Source organism: Aeromonas sp. 602658, assembly GCF_049173005.1.
GTDB classification, from domain to species: Bacteria; Pseudomonadota; Gammaproteobacteria; order Enterobacterales; family Aeromonadaceae; genus Aeromonas; species Aeromonas veronii_A.
This window is the reverse complement of record NZ_JAAKRF010000001.1, coordinates 436,070-453,611: the sequence shown is the minus strand read 5'-3', so window position 1 is coordinate 453,611 and position 17,542 is coordinate 436,070. Positions and strand designations below refer to the sequence as shown.

Genomic DNA, 17,542 nt, shown 5'->3' with positions numbered 1-17,542 from the left:
TTTATAAGGCTTTTGTAGACCGCCCGGCTTGCCCGGGCGGTTCTCTATCTGCCTTTGCGATGATACACTTAGCCACAAATGTCACAGTCAAAGCCCAACGAGTGAAGCAACCGGCCCAACTGTCTTTAGCCGTACAACTACCGGATGATGAAACCTTCGTCAGTTTTTATCCCGGCAACAATGCTCATCTGATCACCGCCCTCAAGAATGCGGCCATCGGTCAGGGCTCACCTTTCCTCTATTTCTGGGGGGCCAAGGGATCGGGCCGCTCCCACCTGCTCCACGCCACCTGCGCTGAGGTCAATGCCCGCGACGCCGCAGCCGCTTATCTCTCCCTCGATCAGTTTGAACAGCTCGATCCCAGTATGCTCGATGCCCTCGAAAGCTTGCCGCTGGTCTGTCTCGACAGCCTTGAGGCCATCGCCGGCAATGCCGTTTGGGAGCGGGCGCTGTTCGATTTCTACAACCGCTGGCAGGAGAAGGGGGAGGGGACGCTGGTGGTCACCGGCTGCAGCGCACCGCGCAAACTGGGGCTGCAACTGCCGGATCTCGCTTCGCGCCTCGACTGGGGGGTGAGTTTCCATCTCGAAGAGCTGGATGACGAAGGCAAGCTCAGTGCCCTGCAACTGCGTGCCGAGCTGCGGGGCTTCAAACTGCCCATCGATGTGGGCCGCTTCCTGCTCAACCGACTCTCCCGCGATATGCGCACCCTGCTCACCACTCTCAATCAGCTCGACAACGCCTCATTTCGCGCCAAGCGCAAGCTGACCATTCCCTTTGTCAAAGAGATACTCGAGCTCTGAGAACCTGGCCACGTTCTTACTGCGAGGCCGTGAGCAAGGCTCATGTGCTGCTCTTCACCTTGCTGACGACCTCTCGTCACAGACCGTGAAGAGGTTCTATAGCTTTGTTCCTTCTCCCTTCGGGAGAAGGGCCTCTCAAAAAGAAACCCCGGCTTCAGGCCGGGGTTTTGCTATTTCAAGACAGCTCTGCCTATCAGTGGAACTGATCTTCTTCGGTGGAGCCGGTCAGCGCGGTGACCGATGATTGGCCACCCTGAATGACGGTGGTCACCTTGTCGAAGTAACCGGTACCGACCTCCTGCTGGTGTGCCACGAAGGTGTAGCCACGGCTAGCTGCGGCAAATTCCGGCTCCTGCACCATCTCGACGTAGTGCTTCATCCCTTCGCCACGGGCGTACTGGTAGGCCAGTTCGTACATGTGGAACCACATGTTGTGGATACCCGCGAGGGTGATGAACTGGTACTTGTAGCCCATGTCGGAGAGCTCCTGCTGGAAGCGGGCGATGGTGGCATCGTCCAGATTTTTCTTCCAGTTGAAGCTCGGTGAGCAGTTGTAGGCCAGGATGCGATCCGGGAACTTGGCCTTGATCGCTTCGGCAAACTTGCGCGCTTCGTCCAGATCCGGCTTGGCGGTTTCACACCACACCATGTCAGCGTAGGGGGCGTAAGCCAGACCGCGAGCGATGGCCTGATCGATACCGGCACGCACCTTGTAGAACCCTTCGGCTGTGCGCTCGCCAGTCAGGAAGTCTGCATCGTACGGGTCGGCGTCGGTGGTCAGCAGGTCAGCGGCGTTGGCATCGGTACGGGCGATCACTAGCGTGGTGGTGCCGCATACATCGGCTGCCAGACGAGCGGCAACCAGCTTCTGCACCGCTTCCTGAGTCGGTACCAGCACCTTGCCGCCCATATGGCCGCACTTCTTGACCGAAGCGAGCTGATCTTCGAAGTGCACGCCAGCGGCGCCCGCTTCAATCATGCCTTTCATAAGTTCGAAGGCGTTAAGCACACCGCCGAAACCGGCTTCCGCATCCGCCACGATCGGCAGGAAGTAGTCGATAAAGCCCTCATCCTGCGGCCCTACCTTGTTGGCCCACTGGATCTGGTCGGCACGGGCGAAGGAGTTGTTGATGCGCTCCACCACGGACGGTACAGAGTTGGCCGGGTAGAGGGACTGATCCGGATACATGGTGGAGGACAAGTTGTTGTCCGCCGCCACCTGCCAGCCGGAGAGGTAGATCGCCTCGATCCCCGCCTTGGCTTGCTGTACTGCCTGACCGCCGGTCAGGGCGCCGAGGCAGTTGACGTAGCCTTTCTTGGCGTCGCCGTGGATCAGGCCCCACAGCTTGTCGGCACCACGCTGGGCCAGGGTGTGCACCGGCTGCAAGCTGCCGCGCAGGTTCACCACGTCTTCGGCGCTGTAGCCGCGCTTGATCCCTTTCCAGCGGGGGTTTTCCGCCCAGTCCTTCTCGATAGCCTGGATCTGTTGCTCACGGGTCAGTGCCATATCAGTTCCCTCTTTCATTGATTTCACGTTTCCATTGACTTGTTATTGGCGAGCCCCGCCCGGGGCCCGTGATTCAGAGCCGCTCGTAACCGGGCAGCGTCAGAAAATCGATCAGGGTGTCGGCGCAGGTGATCTCTTCCATCAGTTCGCTTGCCTCGGCAAAGCGTCCTGCCTGCCAGCGCGCGGCGCCTACCTCGGCTTTGACCACCTCCTGCTCTTCGGCCAGCATCTGGCGGAACAGCTCCTTGGTCACCACCTTGCCGTTCGACAGGCTCTTGCCGTGGCGGATCCACTGCCAGATGGAGGTGCGGGAGATCTCGGCGGTGGCGGCATCTTCCATCAGACCGTAGATGGGCACGCAGCCGTTACCGTTGATCCAGGCCTCCAGATATTGCAGGGCGACCCGGATATTTGTACGCATGCCAGCTTCGGTCCGCTCGCCCTCACAGGGTGCCAGCAGGTCGGCGGCAGTGATGGGGGCATCCTGCTCGCGCAGTACGCCGATCTGGTTCTTGGCACCCGCCGCAATGGTGGCGTTGAACACCGCCATGGCGGTATCGGCGAGGCCAGGGTGGGCGACCCAGGTACCGTCGTGGCCGTTGTTGGCTTCGCGCTCCTTGTCGGCCTTGACCTTGGCGAAGACCTGCTCGTTGACGGCCGCGTCCTTGGCCGGAATAAAGGCGGCCATACCGCCCATCGCCAGCGCACCGCGCTTGTGACAGGTCTTGATCAGCAGCCGCGAGTAGGCGGAGAGGAACGGCTTGTCCATGGTCACCACCTGACGATCAGGCAGGACCCGATCCGGATGGTTCTTCAAGGTTTTGATATAGCTGAAGATGTAGTCCCAGCGGCCGCAGTTCAGCGCAACGATGTGATCCTTCATCTGATAGAGCAGCTCATCCATCTCGAATACGGCTGGCAGGGTTTCAATCAGCACGGTGGCCTTGATGGTGCCACGTGGCAGACCGAACTTGTCCTCGGTCCAGGCGAACACCTCGCTCCACCAGCGCCCTTCCAGATGGCTCTGCAACTTGGGCACGTAGAAGTAGGGGCCCGAGCCTTTGGCCAGCAGCGCCTGATAGTTGTGCAGGAAATAGAGGGCAAAATCGAACAGGCCGCCTGGGATGGGCTCGCCATCGAAAGTGACATGTTTTTCCGGCAGGTGGAGACCACGCACCCGGCAAATGAGCACCGCCGGATTGGGGGTCAGGGTGTAGGCCTTTCCTTCCGGACTGGTGTAAGAGATGGTGCCGTTGACCGCATCGCGCAGGTTGATTTGGCCCTCGATCACCTTATTCCAGGCAGGGGCCAGTGAATCCTCGAAATCCGCCATGAACACCTTGACGTTGGCGTTGAGGGCGTTGATCACCATCTTGCGCTCGACCGGGCCGGTGATCTCCACACGGCGGTCTTGCAGGTCGGCGGGAATGCCGCGAATGGTCCAGTCACCTTCACGGATGTGGGCGGTTTCCGGCAGGAAGTCCGGCAGCTCGCCGCCATCGATACGGGCCTGGCGTGCCACACGTTGTTTCAGCAATTCCCCTCTTTGGGGAGCAAAACGTTCCACCAGTTCGGAGACCAGAGCCACCGCGTCCGGCGTCAGAATTTGCGCGTATTCGGGTTGCATCTCGCCCTGGATGCGAAGGCGGGCGCTGCAGTGGGTCTGAGCCGGTGTCGACATAAGGTTCACTCCTTTGAGAATTACATTTTGAACTTACTAACTACGACTAAAGTCGAACCCCTGTTCCTGAAACGTTCCCGCAACAACGGGGTAACACGATTGATAAGGTGCGAAATATTGTTGAGTACGTCAACAGTTTTTTTTAAACACTTGTTTTCTGGGTATGGTTAAGTTGATGTTTTTTATTACTTTATTGGGTTGGTATAAAAGCTCTACGCAGATGGTTATGCTCCTGCTTTTTCCCATCGGACAACGGCTAATTTGGGCCGTTACCCTGCCCCTCATTTTGTAACTTATTACGTAATAAAATTACAGATGCAAAAATAAATCCCGACCTAACTCCAGGCTTTGCCAAAACAGCCGTATAAAGCGCGTTTGAATGTGGCAATGAATGTTTTGCTAATGCTAGACCTGATTGGTGAACGTGCGTTTTAAACTTGGTGTGGTGATGCAGGCTCTGTTGGCACCAGAGGTTGCAGCGATGGAAAGTGAAGTGCAATAACGTAGGTTTGTATCAGTTGTCGGGGGGAATGCCGGGGAGGAAAGGGGGAGATACATCAGTCAATAATACTGCCATCCTTGATAGAATTAGCAGTTTGTCGTTTTTTGCAGATTTCTCGCCAAGGGCCTGAAACAGAGAGCGTTGAACAGGCGATGTGCTGGTGATGAGCGGCCATCTGGCCGGGCTCAATAGTCATCATCCGGTTCGGCAAGATCGATCACATCCAGCTGGATGACCTGTTCTTTTTCGCTTTCGGTGTGGCAAGGGGTGTCGTGAGGAACGGAATAAAGCGTAATGGCGGGTGCGAAATCGGTGTTCTGGTTCATGCCTAGTCCTGTGTTGCACGCAAGCCGGACAGTGATCCCTTCACTTGTTTTTCCACCTCCCTGTGTTGTCTACCGACGGAAAGTTGCGCATCTTAATGAGTTCGGCAAAAAGATTCAAGTGGTTCTGAGTGTTTTTTGTTCTTGGTGGGCTGGCATCGTCAGGAGGATAAATCGGAGGCAAAAAAATAGCCCAGTAGTTTGACTGGGCTATTCTCGGGGAAAATGGTCGGTGTGAGAGGATTCGAACCTCCGACCCTCTACACCCCATGCAGATGCGCTACCTGGCTGCGCTACACACCGACGGAGTCAGACTCGGCTGACGGGGAGGAAGTCTAATAGCATGGCCAAACGGGTGCAACTCCTTTTTTATCATAGAGATGCCGATTGCTTCTTTATTGCTCAGTCGGGATGCGGCTTGGGTCTGGCGTGCAGATTTGGCATAATCGCCGCCCTGTCAGCGATGCTAATCATGCCTGCTATCTATGGAATTATCTGACTGGTGTAGGGTCGCGGGAATGCAAACGGCACAATTGAACAATATAAAGAGGGGATTGGCGTGAAACCATCAGAGGTCCCAGAAACACTGGGTCAGGCTCCGAGTCAGACCGCGCAGGACGAACAGTGGATGCGCCATGCCATGGCATTGGCCGCCCGGGCCGAAGGGATTGGCGAGATCCCGGTCGGTGCCGTTCTGGTGCTGGATGGTCAGGTGGTGGGCGAGGGGTGGAACCGCTCCATCAGCGAACACGATGCCTGTGCCCATGCCGAGGTGATGGCAATTCGGGCGGCGGGCCAGCAGCTGGCGAACTACCGCCTGCTCGACACCACACTTTATGTGACGCTGGAACCCTGCTGCATGTGTGCCGGTGCGCTGATCCATAGCCGGGTCAAGCGGGTGGTTTACGGCGCACGTGATCTCAAGACCGGTGCTGCGGGGTCGGTGTTCGAGATCTTGCAGGACCCGCGCCACAACCACAGTGTCGAGCTGACCGGCGGTGTGCTGGCCGATGCCTGCTCGGCCCAGTTGTCGGCCTTCTTCAAGCGTCGCCGCGCCGAGAAAAAGGCGGCCAAACTGGCGCTGCAACAATCAAACGATGCCCTTTCCTGAATCATTTGGGGGCAGCACAGGCTGCTCTTGCTGATTATTCTCACAAATATCTCTTTATAAACAATATATTGTGTTCACTTTCCCTCGAAAGGACCCCCGCCCATTTTTCCACTAGCAACCTCGGTTAAAGCGCTCTCGATGTAACAAAACTGTCATGCAACCGCCATATAATGCCGCCAAGCCTAGCTTACATTGAGGTCTTGCATGTCATCGGAATCGTTAAACCTGGTCATGGCGGGCAGTAGAAAACGCCGGATCAAGGATAAATTGGCCAAATATGGCGTCACCACAGGCGGAGCCCTGGTACTGGTGGCGCTGCTGCTTATCTTCTTTTATCTGCTCTATGTGGTGAAACCCATCTTCAATGGCGCCTCCATGGAGCCAACTGCCTCATTTACTCTGCCTGCAGCAGGGAAGACCGCCTGGCTCGGCGTGGAAGAGCAGAACGAGATCGGCTATCGCTTCAGCGATAAAGGACTGGTCAACTTCTTCGCGGTGCAGGGAGATGACAAGATCAAGGTCGGGCAATCCCTTGGTCATGCTGAGGTCACCGGTGATGTCACTGCGGTGGCGCCACCGTCCCCTGGTCAGAAGCTGATCGCCTACGGTTTCGCCGATGGCAAGGCGCAGGTCGTCCAGCCTGCGTTCAAGGTCTCCTATCCCAACGATGTGCGGGTGATCGAACCCAGTCTGCAATATCCCTTTGGCGAGGAGCCGGTAGTGGTCGATCCGCAGGGCAAAGCGCTGCGTGCCATGGTGTTTGAGGCCACCAAGGACAAGATGGCGACCGCCGCCGTGACCGAAGATGGTCGTGGCGTACTGATGGTGATGAGCGGTGAGGAGAACTTCCTCTCCGGCGAGATTGAGTGGAGCAGTGAGAACTACACCATTCCGTCCCTGCCGCGCCATGTGGATCAGATGCTTTTGACTCCCAATCTGCGGATCCTCTTTGTGCGGGAAGGCAATCGTCTATCTGTCTATGACATTCATGACCTGAGCAATATATCCGTGCGCAACGTGCTGGAGATCAATGCGCCAGATGCCAACGTGACCCGGGTCGAGCTGCTCTCCGGTGCCTCCTCCCTGCTGGTGGGCAACGACAACGGCATCATCTCCCAGTGGTTTGAAGTGGCAAAAGATGGCAAACGCCAGTTCACTCAGATCCGTGACTTCAAGGGCGATGGCGCGGTGGATCTTCTGACCCCCGAGCACTATCGCAAAGCCTTCATCAGTGCCGACAAGGACGGCATCATCAGCTTCTTCCACGCCACTGGCGAGACCAAGCTGCTGACCGAGACGGTGGAAGGGGGTGAACTCTCTGCCCTGGCCATCTCCCCCCGTCACAACCTGTTGCTGATGCAGCAAGGGGAGACCTTCAAGCTTTTCTCGGTGGAGAACGATCACCCCGAGGTGACCTGGTCGGCCCTGTGGCAGAAGGTATGGTATGAAGGGTATCCGGAGCCCCAGTATGTGTGGCAATCCACCTCCGCCAGCAACGACTTTGAAGCCAAGCTGAGCCTGGTGCCACTGGTATTCGGTACGCTGAAAGCCTCTTTCTACGCCATGGTGTTTGCGGTGCCGCTCGGTGTCGCCGGTGCTATCTATACCGCCTACTTCATGTCGGCGGGGCTGCGCAAATACGTCAAACCGACGGTGGAGATCATGGCGGCGTTGCCGACCGTTATCCTGGGCTTCCTGGCGGGTCTGTGGCTGGCGCCCATCATAGAGGGGGCGCTGCCCGGGGTGATCCTGCTGTTGATCCTGCTGCCGATGGGGATGCTGTTGACCGCACTGGTCTGGAACTACCTGCCGGAGCGTGGCAAGTCCTGGCTGCCGGAGGGATGGCACGCCATCCTGCTTATTCCAGTGCTGCTGCTGATTGGCTGGGGGGCCTTCGCCCTGAGCCCGCTCATCGAGAATGCCTTTATGCACGGTGATTCGCGCATCTGGCTGACCCACGAAATGGGTATCAAGTTTGACCAGCGCAATTCGCTGGTGGTCGGTATCGCCATGGGCTTTGCGGTCATCCCCACCATCTTCTCCATCGCCGAAGATGCGGTCTTCTCGGTGCCCAAGCACCTGACCCAGGGCTCGCTGGCGTTGGGGGCTACCCCGTGGCAGACCCTGAGCCGAGTGGTGATCCTCACTGCCAGCCCGGGCATCTTCTCGGCGGTGATGATGGGCCTTGGCCGTGCCGTGGGCGAAACCATGATCGTACTGATGGCTACCGGCAACACCCCCATCATGGACTTCTCCATGTTCCAGGGGCTGCGTACTCTGGCCGCCAACATTGCGGTGGAGATGCCGGAGTCGGAAGTGGGCAGCTCCCACTATCGGGTATTGTTCCTCGCGGCCTTCGTCCTGTTTGTGTTCACCTTTATGTTCAACACCCTGGCCGAGTTTGTCCGTCAGCGGTTGCGTGAAAAATACAGCTCGATGTAAGGGGCGGCTCTGTAATGGACAAGGAATCGACAATGGGTAAGTGGTTTAAATCAGGGGCCCCCTGGATCTGGATGACCGGCGGAGCCGTCAGCCTGAGTCTGGTGGCGGTACTGGGTCTGCTGCTGCTGATCGGATGGCGTGGTCTGGTCTACTTCTGGCCGCACCCCATCTATGAGTGGCAGCTGGAGGACGCCAGCGGCAACAAGAGCGTGCTGATCGGCGAGATCAACGATCGCGAGCTGGTGCCGGTGGAGCGACTGCGCGCCGCAGGTCTGCCGCTGGAGGGGGAAGAGCGCGAGCTGCTGACCCGCTATCTGGTCAAGACCGGCAACCGTGAGTTCGTCGACCTCGATTTTCGCTGGGTATTGGAGACGGACATCAAGTCCCAGAGCCAGCCAGCCGAGCTGGCCATGGTTGAGCGTGCCACCAACGGTAACTTCTACGGTTATATCGTCGGGGTAAAAGAGGATGGCCGCGAGCTGACTTCGGATCTGCATCCTGCCCTGCAGCGGGTGCTGGCGAGAGCCAATGCCCTCTCCGAACAGGCCAACGATCTGCAAAAAGGGGACATCGGCAGCATCAACTATCAGCTGGAGCGGCTGCGCCTGAAAGAGCGCAAGGCCGAGCTGGAAGAGAAGCTGACCGATCAGCTGAAAGCTCAGCTGGAGCGTGAACGTCAGGCCCTTAACGATCGTTATCAGGTGCTGGAAAAAGAGCTCTTCTCTCTGCGCAGTCAGGCTGACCGGGACAGCATCACCGTCAAGGATATGCGTGGCGAGCTGGTGACCATGCCCATGTCCAGGGTACTGGATGTGGTATGGCCCAACGACATGAGCCTGCTGGCCAAGGTGGGTCACTGGTTCCACCAGATCGGCAAGTTTGTCTCCGACGATCCCCGTGAGGCCAATACCGAGGGCGGGGTGTTCCCGGCTATCTTCGGCACCGTCTTCATGGTGTTCCTGATGGCGATCATCGTCACCCCGCTGGGGGTGGTGGCAGCGGTCTACCTGCACGAGTATGCGGGCAAAAACAGCTTGACCAAGATCATCCGCATCGCGGTGATCAACCTGGCGGGTGTACCCTCCATCGTCTATGGCGTGTTTGGTTTGGGCTTCTTCGTCTACACACTCGGCGGTTCGTTAGACCAGCTGTTCTACCCGGAAGCGCTGCCGAGCCCGACCTTTGGTTCACCCGGCGTGATCTGGTCGGCGCTGACCCTGGCCATCCTGACCCTGCCGGTGGTGATCGTCTCCACCGAAGAGGGGCTGGCGCGGATCCCGAGCACCATCCGTCAGGGCTCGTTGGCACTGGGCGCCACCCAGGCCGAGACCCTGTGGCGCATCGTGCTGCCGATGGCGAGTCCGGCCATCATGACCGGCCTTATTCTGGCGATTGCCCGTGCGGCCGGTGAAGTGGCGCCGCTGATGCTGGTGGGGGTGGTGAAACTGGCACCGACCCTGCCGATGGATGGCAACTTCCCGTATCTGCATGTGGAGCGCAAGTTCATGCACCTGGGCTTCCACATCTATGACGTCGGCTTCCAGAGCCCCAACGTCGAGGCGGCCCGCCCGCTGGTCTATGCCACCTCCTTCCTGCTGGTGACGGTGATCGTGGGTCTGAACCTGACCGCTATCGGTATTCGTAACCACTTGCGCGAGAAATTCCGGTCGCTGGAACATTGATAGGCCAGCTACCACAGAGACGGGCAGGGGACAGGGTTCCCTGCCAGCCAAGCGTTCCGGCCGCGGGCGATGAGATTGCCCGCCGCCACCGACAGATTTTGAGGTAACAGATGATCAACGTAACGACCACGTCTACCCAGCACACCGCGCTGGACCTGCTTAACCTGAGCCCGGAGCAGACCGCGCTGGAGGTGAAGGATCTCAACCTGTACTACGGCAGCAAGCAGGCGTTGTTCAACGTCAACATGAAGATCCCCAAAGGGCAGGTGACCGCCTTTATCGGCCCGTCAGGCTGTGGCAAATCGACCCTGCTGCGCTGCATCAACCGGATGAACGATCTGGTGGAGATCTGCCGCATCGACGGGGAGATCCTGCTGCACGGCCACAACATCTATGACAAGAGCGTGGATGTCTCCGCCCTGCGCCGTCAGGTGGGCATGGTGTTCCAGCGCCCGAACCCGTTCCCCAAGTCTATTTACGAGAACGTGGTCTATGGTCTGCGCCTGCAGGGGATCAACGATCGCCGCACTCTGGATGAGGCCGCCGAGCGCTCCCTGCGCGGTGCGGCCCTGTGGGACGAAGTGAAGGATCGTCTGCACGACAACGCTTTCGGTCTCTCCGGGGGTCAGCAGCAGCGTCTGGTGATCGCCCGCGCCATCGCCATCGAGCCGGAAGTGTTGCTGCTCGATGAACCGACATCGGCGCTCGACCCCATCTCCACCCTCACCATCGAGGAGTTGATCAACGAGCTCAAGAGCCAGTTCACCGTGGTGATTGTGACCCACAACATGCAACAGGCTGCGCGGGTGTCGGATCAGACCGCCTTCATGTATATGGGCGAGCTTATCGAGTACTCGGATACCAACACCATCTTCACTACACCGGCCAAGAAGAAGACCGAGGATTACATCACTGGTCGCTATGGCTAAGGCGTGGTTGAACAAGGGTTATGGATATGAACATGATGAGCATCAATAAACAGATTACCGGTCAGTTCAACGGCTAAGGCATAATCGGAGCAATCAAGGATTATTTGTATGGACAATATGAACCTCAATAAACACATCTCCGGTCAGTTCAATGCCGAGCTAGAGAGCGTGCGCAATCAGGTGTTGGTGATGGGGGGTCTGGTGGAGCAGCAGCTCACCGACGCTATCGCGGCAATCCACGATCAGGATCTCGATGCGGCTCGCAAGATTGTGGCCAACGACCACAATGTCAACGCGATGGAAGTGGCGATCGACGAGGAGTGCACCCGCATCATCGCCAAGCGTCAGCCGACTGCCTCCGACCTGCGACTGGTGATGGCCATCATCAAGACCATCACCGACTTGGAGCGCATTGGCGACGTGGCCGACAAGATCGCCCGCATGCTGACCGACAACGCCAACAAGCCGCAGCCGCCGCTGGTGTCGCTGGAGAACATGGGCCGTCGCACCATCAAGATGCTGCACGATGTACTCGACGCTTTCGCCCGCATGGATCTGGATGCGGCGCTGGCGGTCTACAAGGAAGATGACAAGGTAGACCGGGAGTACGAGTCCATCATCCGCGAGCTGATGACCTATATGATGGAAGATCCCCGCACCATCCCCCAGGTTCTCAACGTCCTGTGGGCGGCGCGGGCCATCGAGCGGGTCGGCGATCGCTGCCAGCATATCTGCGAGTACATCGTCTACTACGTTAAAGGCAAGGATGTACGCCACACCAAGGCGGACGATCTGGGCACCCTGCTGGGCAAGGGCTAACCGGAAGTGAATAAAAAGGCGCGTGAAGCGCCTTTTTTGTTGCATAACTGGTCGGAGTAAGATAAAGCCCCCAACTGGCTGTTTTCTGATAGAATACTCCCCCTGTGTGAGTCCCGGATGGGCTCACGGTCCGGTCTCCCGGGCCCAGTTTGCCGTCTTGTGCTAAGGCGGGTGTAGCAATAGGTTAATCATGAGTTTTGCCGATAGTTTGTTCTTTTTAATGCTGCTGGTTGGCGGCAGTGTGTTCTTCTCCCTCTCCGAGATCTCTCTCGCCGCGTCTCGCAAAATCAAATTGCAGGTGATGGCGGATGAAGGTAATCGCCAGGCCGAAAAGGTGCTGGCCCTGCAGGCCCAGCCGGGCAACTTTTTCACCGTGGTGCAGATTGGCCTCAATACCGTCGCCATTCTGGGCGGTATCCTGGGTGAGTCTGCCCTCAACCCCGCCATCAAGGGGATTGTCTCCCAGTTCTACCAGGGCCCCTGGCTTGGCGAGATCAGCTCCGGTGCCTCCTTCGTGTTCGTCACCGGCATGTTTATCCTGATCGCCGACCTGATGCCCAAGCGTCTGGCCATGACCATGCCCGAGCAGATTGCCGTGGTGGTGGTGCGCCCCATGCTCTTCTTCGTCACCCTTTTGATGCCGCTGGTGTGGGTCTTCAACGGATTGGCCAACTCCCTGTTCCGTCTGATGCGCGTCTCCACGGTGCGCAACGACGAGATCACCTCCGACGATATCTATGCCGTGATGGATGCTGGTGCCGAGGCGGGGGTTATCCAGCGCGAGGAGCATCAGCTCATCGAGAACGTGTTCGAGTTGCAGTCCCTTGGTGTCACCTCTGCCATGACGGCCCGCGAGAGCCTCATCTACTTTACCCTGCAAGAGAGTGAAGAGAGCATCAAGGCGAAGATCGCCGAGCATCCCCACAACAAGTTTCTGGTCTGTGACCACAACCTCGACAGCATCAAGGGCTTTGTCGATGCCAAAGAGCTGCTGATCCGCGTTATCGGCGGCCAGAGCATCGACCTGATCGGTGGCAACCTGGTGCAGAACGTCATCATCATCCCCGATACCCTGAACCTCTATGAAGCGATGGAGTACTTCAAAAATCATCGTGGCGACTTTGCCGTGGTGATGAACGAGTACGCGCTGGTGGTGGGGATCGTCACCATGAACGACCTGATGAGCACCGTCATGGGCGAGTGGGCGACCCACGTGGTGGAAGAGCAGATCGTCCAGCGCGACGAGAACTCCTGGCTGGTGGACGGGGTCACCCCCATCTCCGACGTGATGCGCGCCTTCGATATCGAAGAGTTCCCCGAGAACCAGAACTACGAGACCATCGCCGGCTTTATCATGTATATGCTGCGCAAGATCCCCAAGCGCACTGACTCGGTCAAATACGCCGGTTACAAGTTCGAAGTGGTGGATATCGACAGTTACAAGATTGATCAGCTGCTGGTTACCCGGGTCGAACCGGCTGTTGCCGAGAAGCCAGCTCAGGAATCGTAAAAGGAGCGACATAAAAGTCATGAAGATGCAGTCTCATTCCCGTGCGCTGGCCTTTGTCGCGCTCGCCCTGGCACTGGGTGCCTGTAGCCAGAGCGCGCCGCGCAAAGCCACAGTGGCAGCCAAGCCGGTTGCCCCCAAGCCCGCGGTGGTCGTGCCGCAGCCGGATCCCGATGCGGTGGTGCAAAGCGGCATGGCCGAGCCGAGCCCGGTCTTTGATGAGCAGTACCATGGCCCGGATCAGGGGTCGCTGGAGTCGGTGACCGCCCTGTTTGCCCGTGGCTACATCGAGTCGGCTATGCGCGAGACCATGCTGGCGGCTGTGCACAACGACTATCCGCTGCTCGGCATGCGGGATGTGCGGTTGACCGATCCGGTCTCCAAATTCCTCACCTCCGAGCATGCGGCCACCACGGCCCATGACTACCTATATGCAGGCGTACAGCGTCGCCTCGGTCGTCCGCTCAGCCCTGCCCAGTGGGAGCAGATCTGGCGCGGTTTGCCGCAGCAGGGTCGGGTCTCCGACTGGGTCAAACAGATTAAGCGAGTGCTGGCCGGGCGTTAAGTTACCAGCGGATCAAGATAGTGATGAGGCCACCTTCGGGTGGCCTCTTGCATTTCTGCGTTTGCCTCGCCGTTTGCACGCTGATTTCTGCTGATACTGATTGCCGCCCGTGGCACTTTGTTTTACCTTGCTCTAGCCATCTAAACATCTATATGTTTTTATGGCTGCATAATAAAAGGGCTTCCCAGGATGAAGCGGGACGATCTGCAGCGATTCGATGCGAAACCGCAGATCAACAAAACAAACAGATAAATACGCAAATAAACAACGCACATAACAAAGAGACACGACAGATGAAAACCAGGGAATTGTGGGTGCTGGATGGGGGCATGGGGCGCGAGTTGGCACGGCGGGGGGCACCGTTTCGTCAACCCGAGTGGTCGGCGCTGGCCTTGATGGAGGCGCCAGAGACGGTGCGTGACGTGCATCAGGCCTATGTGGCGAGCGGGGCCAGGGTCATTACTACCAATAGCTATGCGCTGGTGCCGTTTCATATCGGCGATGAGCGTTTCTTTGCCGACGGGGAGGGATTGGCAGCGCTGGCTGGTCAGCTGGCCCGTGAGGTGGCTGACGAGCAGAAGGGCGCCGTGCAGGTGGCGGGTTCTCTGCCACCGCTCTTTGGCTCCTACCGTGCCGACCTGTTCAAGGCGGACCGGGTGAGCGAGTTGGCGATGCCGCTTATCCGGGCGCTATCCCCTTATGTGGATATCTGGCTGGCCGAGACCATGAGCCTGATTGCCGAGCCACTGGCCCTGAAAGCGCTGTTGCCTGACGATGGCAAGCCGTTCTGGGTTTCCTTCACGCTGGAAGATGAGGCGCCGGGCAACGAGCCGCGACTGCGCTCCGGCGAGCGGGTGGCCGATGCGGTGACCTCGCTGGTGGCGGCTGGAGTCGATGCCATCCTGTTCAACTGCTGTCAGCCCGAGGTGATCGAGGGGGCCCTCGAGGTTGCTCGCGCCCGATTGCAGGCGCTGGGTCGCATCGACATCCGCCTCGGTGCCTATGCCAACGCCTTCCCGCCGCAGCCCAAAGAGGCCACCGCCAACGACGGACTGGACGAGATCCGCGCCGATCTGGGGCCGCTGGATTATCTCGGCTGGGCCGAGCGCTGGCGCGGGGCCGGGGCGAACTTGATCGGCGGTTGCTGCGGTATCGGCCCCGAGCATATTCAGGCGCTGAGCAGCCGGTTGCGCTAAGGAGCACCCATGAAAGAGAACAAGATTGGGCTCTGGTCCCTCACCGCGCTGGTGTTCAGCTCCATGGTGGGGGCGGGGATTTTCAGCCTGCCTCAGAACATGGCCGAGGTGGCGGGGGCGCGCGCTGTGCTGATCGGCTGGGGCGTGACGGGTGTGGGCATCCTGGCGCTCGCCATGAGTTTTCTCTATCTGTCGCGACTCAGACCGGATCTCGACGGCGGCATCTACAGCTACGCCCGCGCCGGTTTTGGCGATCTGGTGGGCTTCTTCTCCGCCTGGGGGTACTGGCTCTGCGCCACCATCGGCGTGGTGGGTTATCTGGTCATTGCCTTTGCGGCGCTGGGCAGCTTCGTCGATACGCCGGAGCAGGTCTGGTTTGGTGAGGGCAACACGCTGGCAGCGTTTGTCGGCGAGTCCTGCATCCTCTGGGCGGTGCACCTGCTGGTGGCCCGCGGCGTGCAGCAGGCGGCGCTGTTCAATCTGGTGGCGACCCTGGCCAAGAGCCTGCCGCTGCTGCTGTTTATCCTGTTCGCCTGCTACTGGTTCGACCCGGTCACCTTCGCGGCGGATCAGCAGGGCAGCACCCTGGCGGTGCCGGTCTCCGAGCAGGTGCGCAATACCATGCTCATCACTCTCTGGGTCTTCACCGGTATCGAGGGGGCAGCGGTGCTGTCGGCCCGCGCCAGAAACCGGCGAGATGTGGGCACGGCCACTGTGCTTGGCGTGGTATTGGCGTTGCTGCTCTATGTGCTTATCTCGGTGCTGGCGCTCGGAATATTGAGCCGACCCGAGCTGGCGGCGCTGCCCAACCCCTCCATGGCAGGGCTGATGGCCCAGATGACCGGCTCATGGGGCAAGCTGCTCATCAGCGTCGGCCTGATCGTCTCGGTGCTTGCCTCCTACGTGAGCTGGACCCTCTTCTCGGCCGAGGTGCCGTTCAGCGCGGCACGCCACGGCGCGTTTCCCGCCATCTTCCGGCGCCAGAACCGCAATGGGACGCCTATCGCCTCGCTCTGGCTCACCAGCCTGACGGTGCAGACTTGCCTGCTGCTGGTATGGCTGCTCGGCAAGGGCTACACCAGCCTGCTGCTTATCTCTACCTCGATGATTTTGGTGCCTTACCTGCTGATCGGCCTGTTCTTGCTCAAGCTCTCGTTCAGCAAGAAGGGTGAGGGCGGGCAGGGCCGCGGTCTGATGCGGGCGGTAGCGCTGGTATCGAGTTGTTACGGTTTCTGGCTGCTCTATGCTGCCGGGGTGGAATATCTGCTGCTGTCGTTGTTGCTCTACGGGCCGGGTCTGCTGCTGTTTCTCTACAGCCGCCGTCAGCTGGGCGCAGATCTTTGCCTGAGTGGTCGCGAACGGCTGTTGGCCGGAGTGACCTTGCTGAGCCTGATCCCCGCCGTCTGGTCGTTCGCCCATCTCTGACATCGAAGATGTGACTGACCATAAGAGAGCGCCACTGTGGCGCTCTCTTGTTATCAGGGACTGGTTATCAGGGGCTTGCTATCCGAGAGTTGTGACCTGGGGAGAAGGCTTAGCGGCTGGCAGGTCCGGCCGGTTTGCCAAACAGCACCGCGAGTTTTTGTCGCCAAGGCAGGCCACGGGCGTCGCGCAGCATGTCGCGCCACTCGTGGAAGGTGAGGGTGAGGGGATTGAAGCTGTGGATCGGCTTGGTGATGCCGAAGCGGCACGGCTCGGCCGGGTCTTCTTCCACAAAGGTGCCGAACAGCCGATCCCAGATGATCAGCACCCCGGCAAAGTTGCGGTCTATGTACTTGGCGTTGCTGGCGTGATGCACCCTGTGGTGGGAGGGGGTGTTGAAGATCCACTCCAGCCAGCCGAGTTTGCCCACTACCTGGGTGTGGACGAAGAACTGGAAGCCCAGACTCAGCAGCACAGTGGCGACCACCGCCTCGGGCGGGAAGCCGATGACAATCATCGGGATCCAGAACAGCCACATGCCGGAGATGGGATACATCAGGCTCTGGCGAAAGGCGGTGGAGAGGTTGAGCCGCTCCGAGCTGTGATGTACCACGTGGGAAGCCCACAGCCAGCGCACATGGTGGCTGGTGAAGTGGAACAGCCAGTAACAGAGATCCTGCAACAGAAACAGCAGTAGCACACTCCAGAGATTCAGCTCGATATCGAACAGCCGCCAGCCCCATAGGGTGTCATACAGATAAGCAATGGCGATGGCCGCCAGCGCATCGCCCCCTTGGTGCATCAGGGCCAGGGCGGCGTTTGCGAACAGATCCCGCCACTGGTAGGTGGCGGTTGGAAGGGCCGCGCCATGTTTGCGCAGGTAGAGCATCTCCCAGCCGATAAAGGCCAGAAAAACCGGGGAGAGGTAGAGCAGAAGCAGTTGCACATCCATATGCGGCCATCCATTCAGAGCAATTGCTCTCCAGCATAAAGGATGGCTTTAATATTTCATTAACATTTTTCTGCCAACGAAGAGATGGCATGAAATATGGC

Annotated in this window: 14 protein-coding genes and 1 tRNA gene; 10 read left to right on the top strand and 5 right to left on the bottom strand. The window is 59.0% G+C overall.

All coding sequences use genetic code 11. The features are described from left to right. The first annotated feature begins 101 nt into the window (after positions 1-101). Positions 102-803 (top strand): DnaA inactivator Hda, encoded by a 702-nt coding sequence (hda, locus tag G5253_RS01920; RefSeq protein ID WP_013723920.1) that lies wholly within the window; start codon positions 102-104, stop codon positions 801-803. A 193-nt stretch (positions 804-996) separates the two neighbouring features. On the opposite strand, the gene aceA is transcribed toward hda, so the two are convergent. The 4 genes from aceA to G5253_RS01900 all read right to left on the bottom strand — a co-directional run bounded on the left by aceA (position 997) and on the right by G5253_RS01900 (position 5,119). Continuing rightward, positions 997-2,310, bottom strand: coding sequence for an isocitrate lyase (aceA, locus tag G5253_RS01915; protein ID WP_005344572.1), 1,314 nt, complete (start codon positions 2,308-2,310; stop codon positions 997-999). A gap of 73 nt (positions 2,311-2,383) precedes the next feature. Then, positions 2,384-3,991 carry a malate synthase A gene (gene aceB / locus G5253_RS01910; protein WP_266133792.1) on the bottom strand — a complete coding sequence of 536 codons (1,608 nt, stop codon included), beginning with the start codon at positions 3,989-3,991 and terminating at the stop codon, positions 2,384-2,386. A 687-nt stretch (positions 3,992-4,678) separates the two neighbouring features. After that, positions 4,679-4,819, bottom strand: a complete 141-nt coding sequence (locus G5253_RS01905) for a hypothetical protein (protein WP_266133793.1) — start codon at positions 4,817-4,819, stop codon at positions 4,679-4,681. Between the two features lie 223 nt (positions 4,820-5,042). Next, positions 5,043-5,119: transfer RNA gene (locus G5253_RS01900), tRNA-Pro, on the bottom strand. Positions 5,120-5,375: 256 nt separating this feature from the next. Between G5253_RS01900 and tadA the strand changes: the two genes are divergently transcribed. The 9 genes from tadA (at position 5,376) to G5253_RS01855 (ending at position 16,492) form a co-directional block, all read left to right on the top strand. Beyond that, complete coding sequence (gene tadA, locus G5253_RS01895) at positions 5,376-5,927, top strand: tRNA adenosine(34) deaminase TadA (RefSeq protein WP_266133794.1); 552 nt, start codon at positions 5,376-5,378, stop codon at positions 5,925-5,927. A 204-nt stretch (positions 5,928-6,131) separates the two neighbouring features. Further along, positions 6,132-8,369 (top strand): ABC transporter permease subunit, encoded by a 2,238-nt coding sequence (locus G5253_RS01890; RefSeq protein ID WP_266133795.1) that lies wholly within the window; start codon positions 6,132-6,134, stop codon positions 8,367-8,369. A 32-nt stretch (positions 8,370-8,401) separates the two neighbouring features. Beyond that, positions 8,402-10,051: a phosphate ABC transporter permease PstA gene (pstA, locus tag G5253_RS01885; RefSeq protein WP_042012620.1), complete on the top strand. Its 1,650-nt coding sequence runs from the start codon at positions 8,402-8,404 to the stop codon at positions 10,049-10,051. Positions 10,052-10,161: 110 nt separating this feature from the next. Further along, positions 10,162-10,980: a phosphate ABC transporter ATP-binding protein PstB gene (gene pstB / locus G5253_RS01880; protein WP_216954080.1), complete on the top strand. Its 819-nt coding sequence runs from the start codon at positions 10,162-10,164 to the stop codon at positions 10,978-10,980. 108 nt (positions 10,981-11,088) lie between these two features. Beyond that, positions 11,089-11,799 carry a phosphate signaling complex protein PhoU gene (gene phoU, locus G5253_RS01875; RefSeq protein ID WP_005302735.1) on the top strand — a complete coding sequence of 237 codons (711 nt, stop codon included), beginning with the start codon at positions 11,089-11,091 and terminating at the stop codon, positions 11,797-11,799. A gap of 190 nt (positions 11,800-11,989) precedes the next feature. Continuing rightward, positions 11,990-13,309 carry a hemolysin family protein gene (locus G5253_RS01870; RefSeq protein WP_421202621.1) on the top strand — a complete coding sequence of 440 codons (1,320 nt, stop codon included), beginning with the start codon at positions 11,990-11,992 and terminating at the stop codon, positions 13,307-13,309. A 19-nt stretch (positions 13,310-13,328) separates the two neighbouring features. Then, positions 13,329-13,871 carry a hypothetical protein gene (locus G5253_RS01865; RefSeq protein ID WP_266133798.1) on the top strand — a complete coding sequence of 181 codons (543 nt, stop codon included), beginning with the start codon at positions 13,329-13,331 and terminating at the stop codon, positions 13,869-13,871. Positions 13,872-14,164: 293 nt separating this feature from the next. Further along, the gene (locus tag G5253_RS01860) at positions 14,165-15,067 is read left to right on the top strand and encodes a homocysteine S-methyltransferase family protein (protein ID WP_421202620.1); all 903 of its coding nucleotides are present in this window, start codon (positions 14,165-14,167) and stop codon (positions 15,065-15,067) included. Between the two features lie 9 nt (positions 15,068-15,076). Continuing rightward, the gene (locus tag G5253_RS01855) at positions 15,077-16,492 is read left to right on the top strand and encodes a basic amino acid/polyamine antiporter (protein WP_266133800.1); all 1,416 of its coding nucleotides are present in this window, start codon (positions 15,077-15,079) and stop codon (positions 16,490-16,492) included. Between the two features lie 109 nt (positions 16,493-16,601). Here the strand turns inward: G5253_RS01855 and G5253_RS01850 are convergent, their stop codons facing one another. Then, the gene (locus G5253_RS01850; protein WP_266133801.1) at positions 16,602-17,441 is read right to left on the bottom strand and encodes a sterol desaturase family protein; all 840 of its coding nucleotides are present in this window, start codon (positions 17,439-17,441) and stop codon (positions 16,602-16,604) included. Positions 17,442-17,542 lie beyond the last annotated feature (101 nt).

Excerpts from the sequence above, each read along its gene's own strand:
- G5253_RS01865 (WP_266133798.1), top strand. The coding sequence starts at position 13,329 with ATGAAGATGCAGTCTCATTCCCGTGCGCTGGCCTTTGTCGCGCTCGCC.
- pstA (WP_042012620.1), top strand. The coding sequence starts at position 8,402 with ATGGGTAAGTGGTTTAAATCAGGGGCCCCCTGGATCTGGATGACCGGC.
- G5253_RS01850 (WP_266133801.1), bottom strand. The coding sequence starts at position 17,441 with ATGGATGTGCAACTGCTTCTGCTCTACCTCTCCCCGGTTTTTCTGGCC.
- G5253_RS01860 (WP_421202620.1), top strand. The coding sequence starts at position 14,165 with ATGAAAACCAGGGAATTGTGGGTGCTGGATGGGGGCATGGGGCGCGAG.
- phoU (WP_005302735.1), top strand. The coding sequence starts at position 11,089 with ATGGACAATATGAACCTCAATAAACACATCTCCGGTCAGTTCAATGCC.
- aceA (WP_005344572.1), bottom strand. The coding sequence starts at position 2,310 with ATGGCACTGACCCGTGAGCAACAGATCCAGGCTATCGAGAAGGACTGG.
- G5253_RS01890 (WP_266133795.1), top strand. The coding sequence starts at position 6,132 with ATGTCATCGGAATCGTTAAACCTGGTCATGGCGGGCAGTAGAAAACGC.
- G5253_RS01855 (WP_266133800.1), top strand. The coding sequence starts at position 15,077 with ATGAAAGAGAACAAGATTGGGCTCTGGTCCCTCACCGCGCTGGTGTTC.
- G5253_RS01905 (WP_266133793.1), bottom strand. The coding sequence starts at position 4,819 with ATGAACCAGAACACCGATTTCGCACCCGCCATTACGCTTTATTCCGTT.
- G5253_RS01870 (WP_421202621.1), top strand. The coding sequence starts at position 11,990 with ATGAGTTTTGCCGATAGTTTGTTCTTTTTAATGCTGCTGGTTGGCGGC.
- aceB (WP_266133792.1), bottom strand. The coding sequence starts at position 3,991 with ATGTCGACACCGGCTCAGACCCACTGCAGCGCCCGCCTTCGCATCCAG.
- pstB (WP_216954080.1), top strand. The coding sequence starts at position 10,162 with ATGATCAACGTAACGACCACGTCTACCCAGCACACCGCGCTGGACCTG.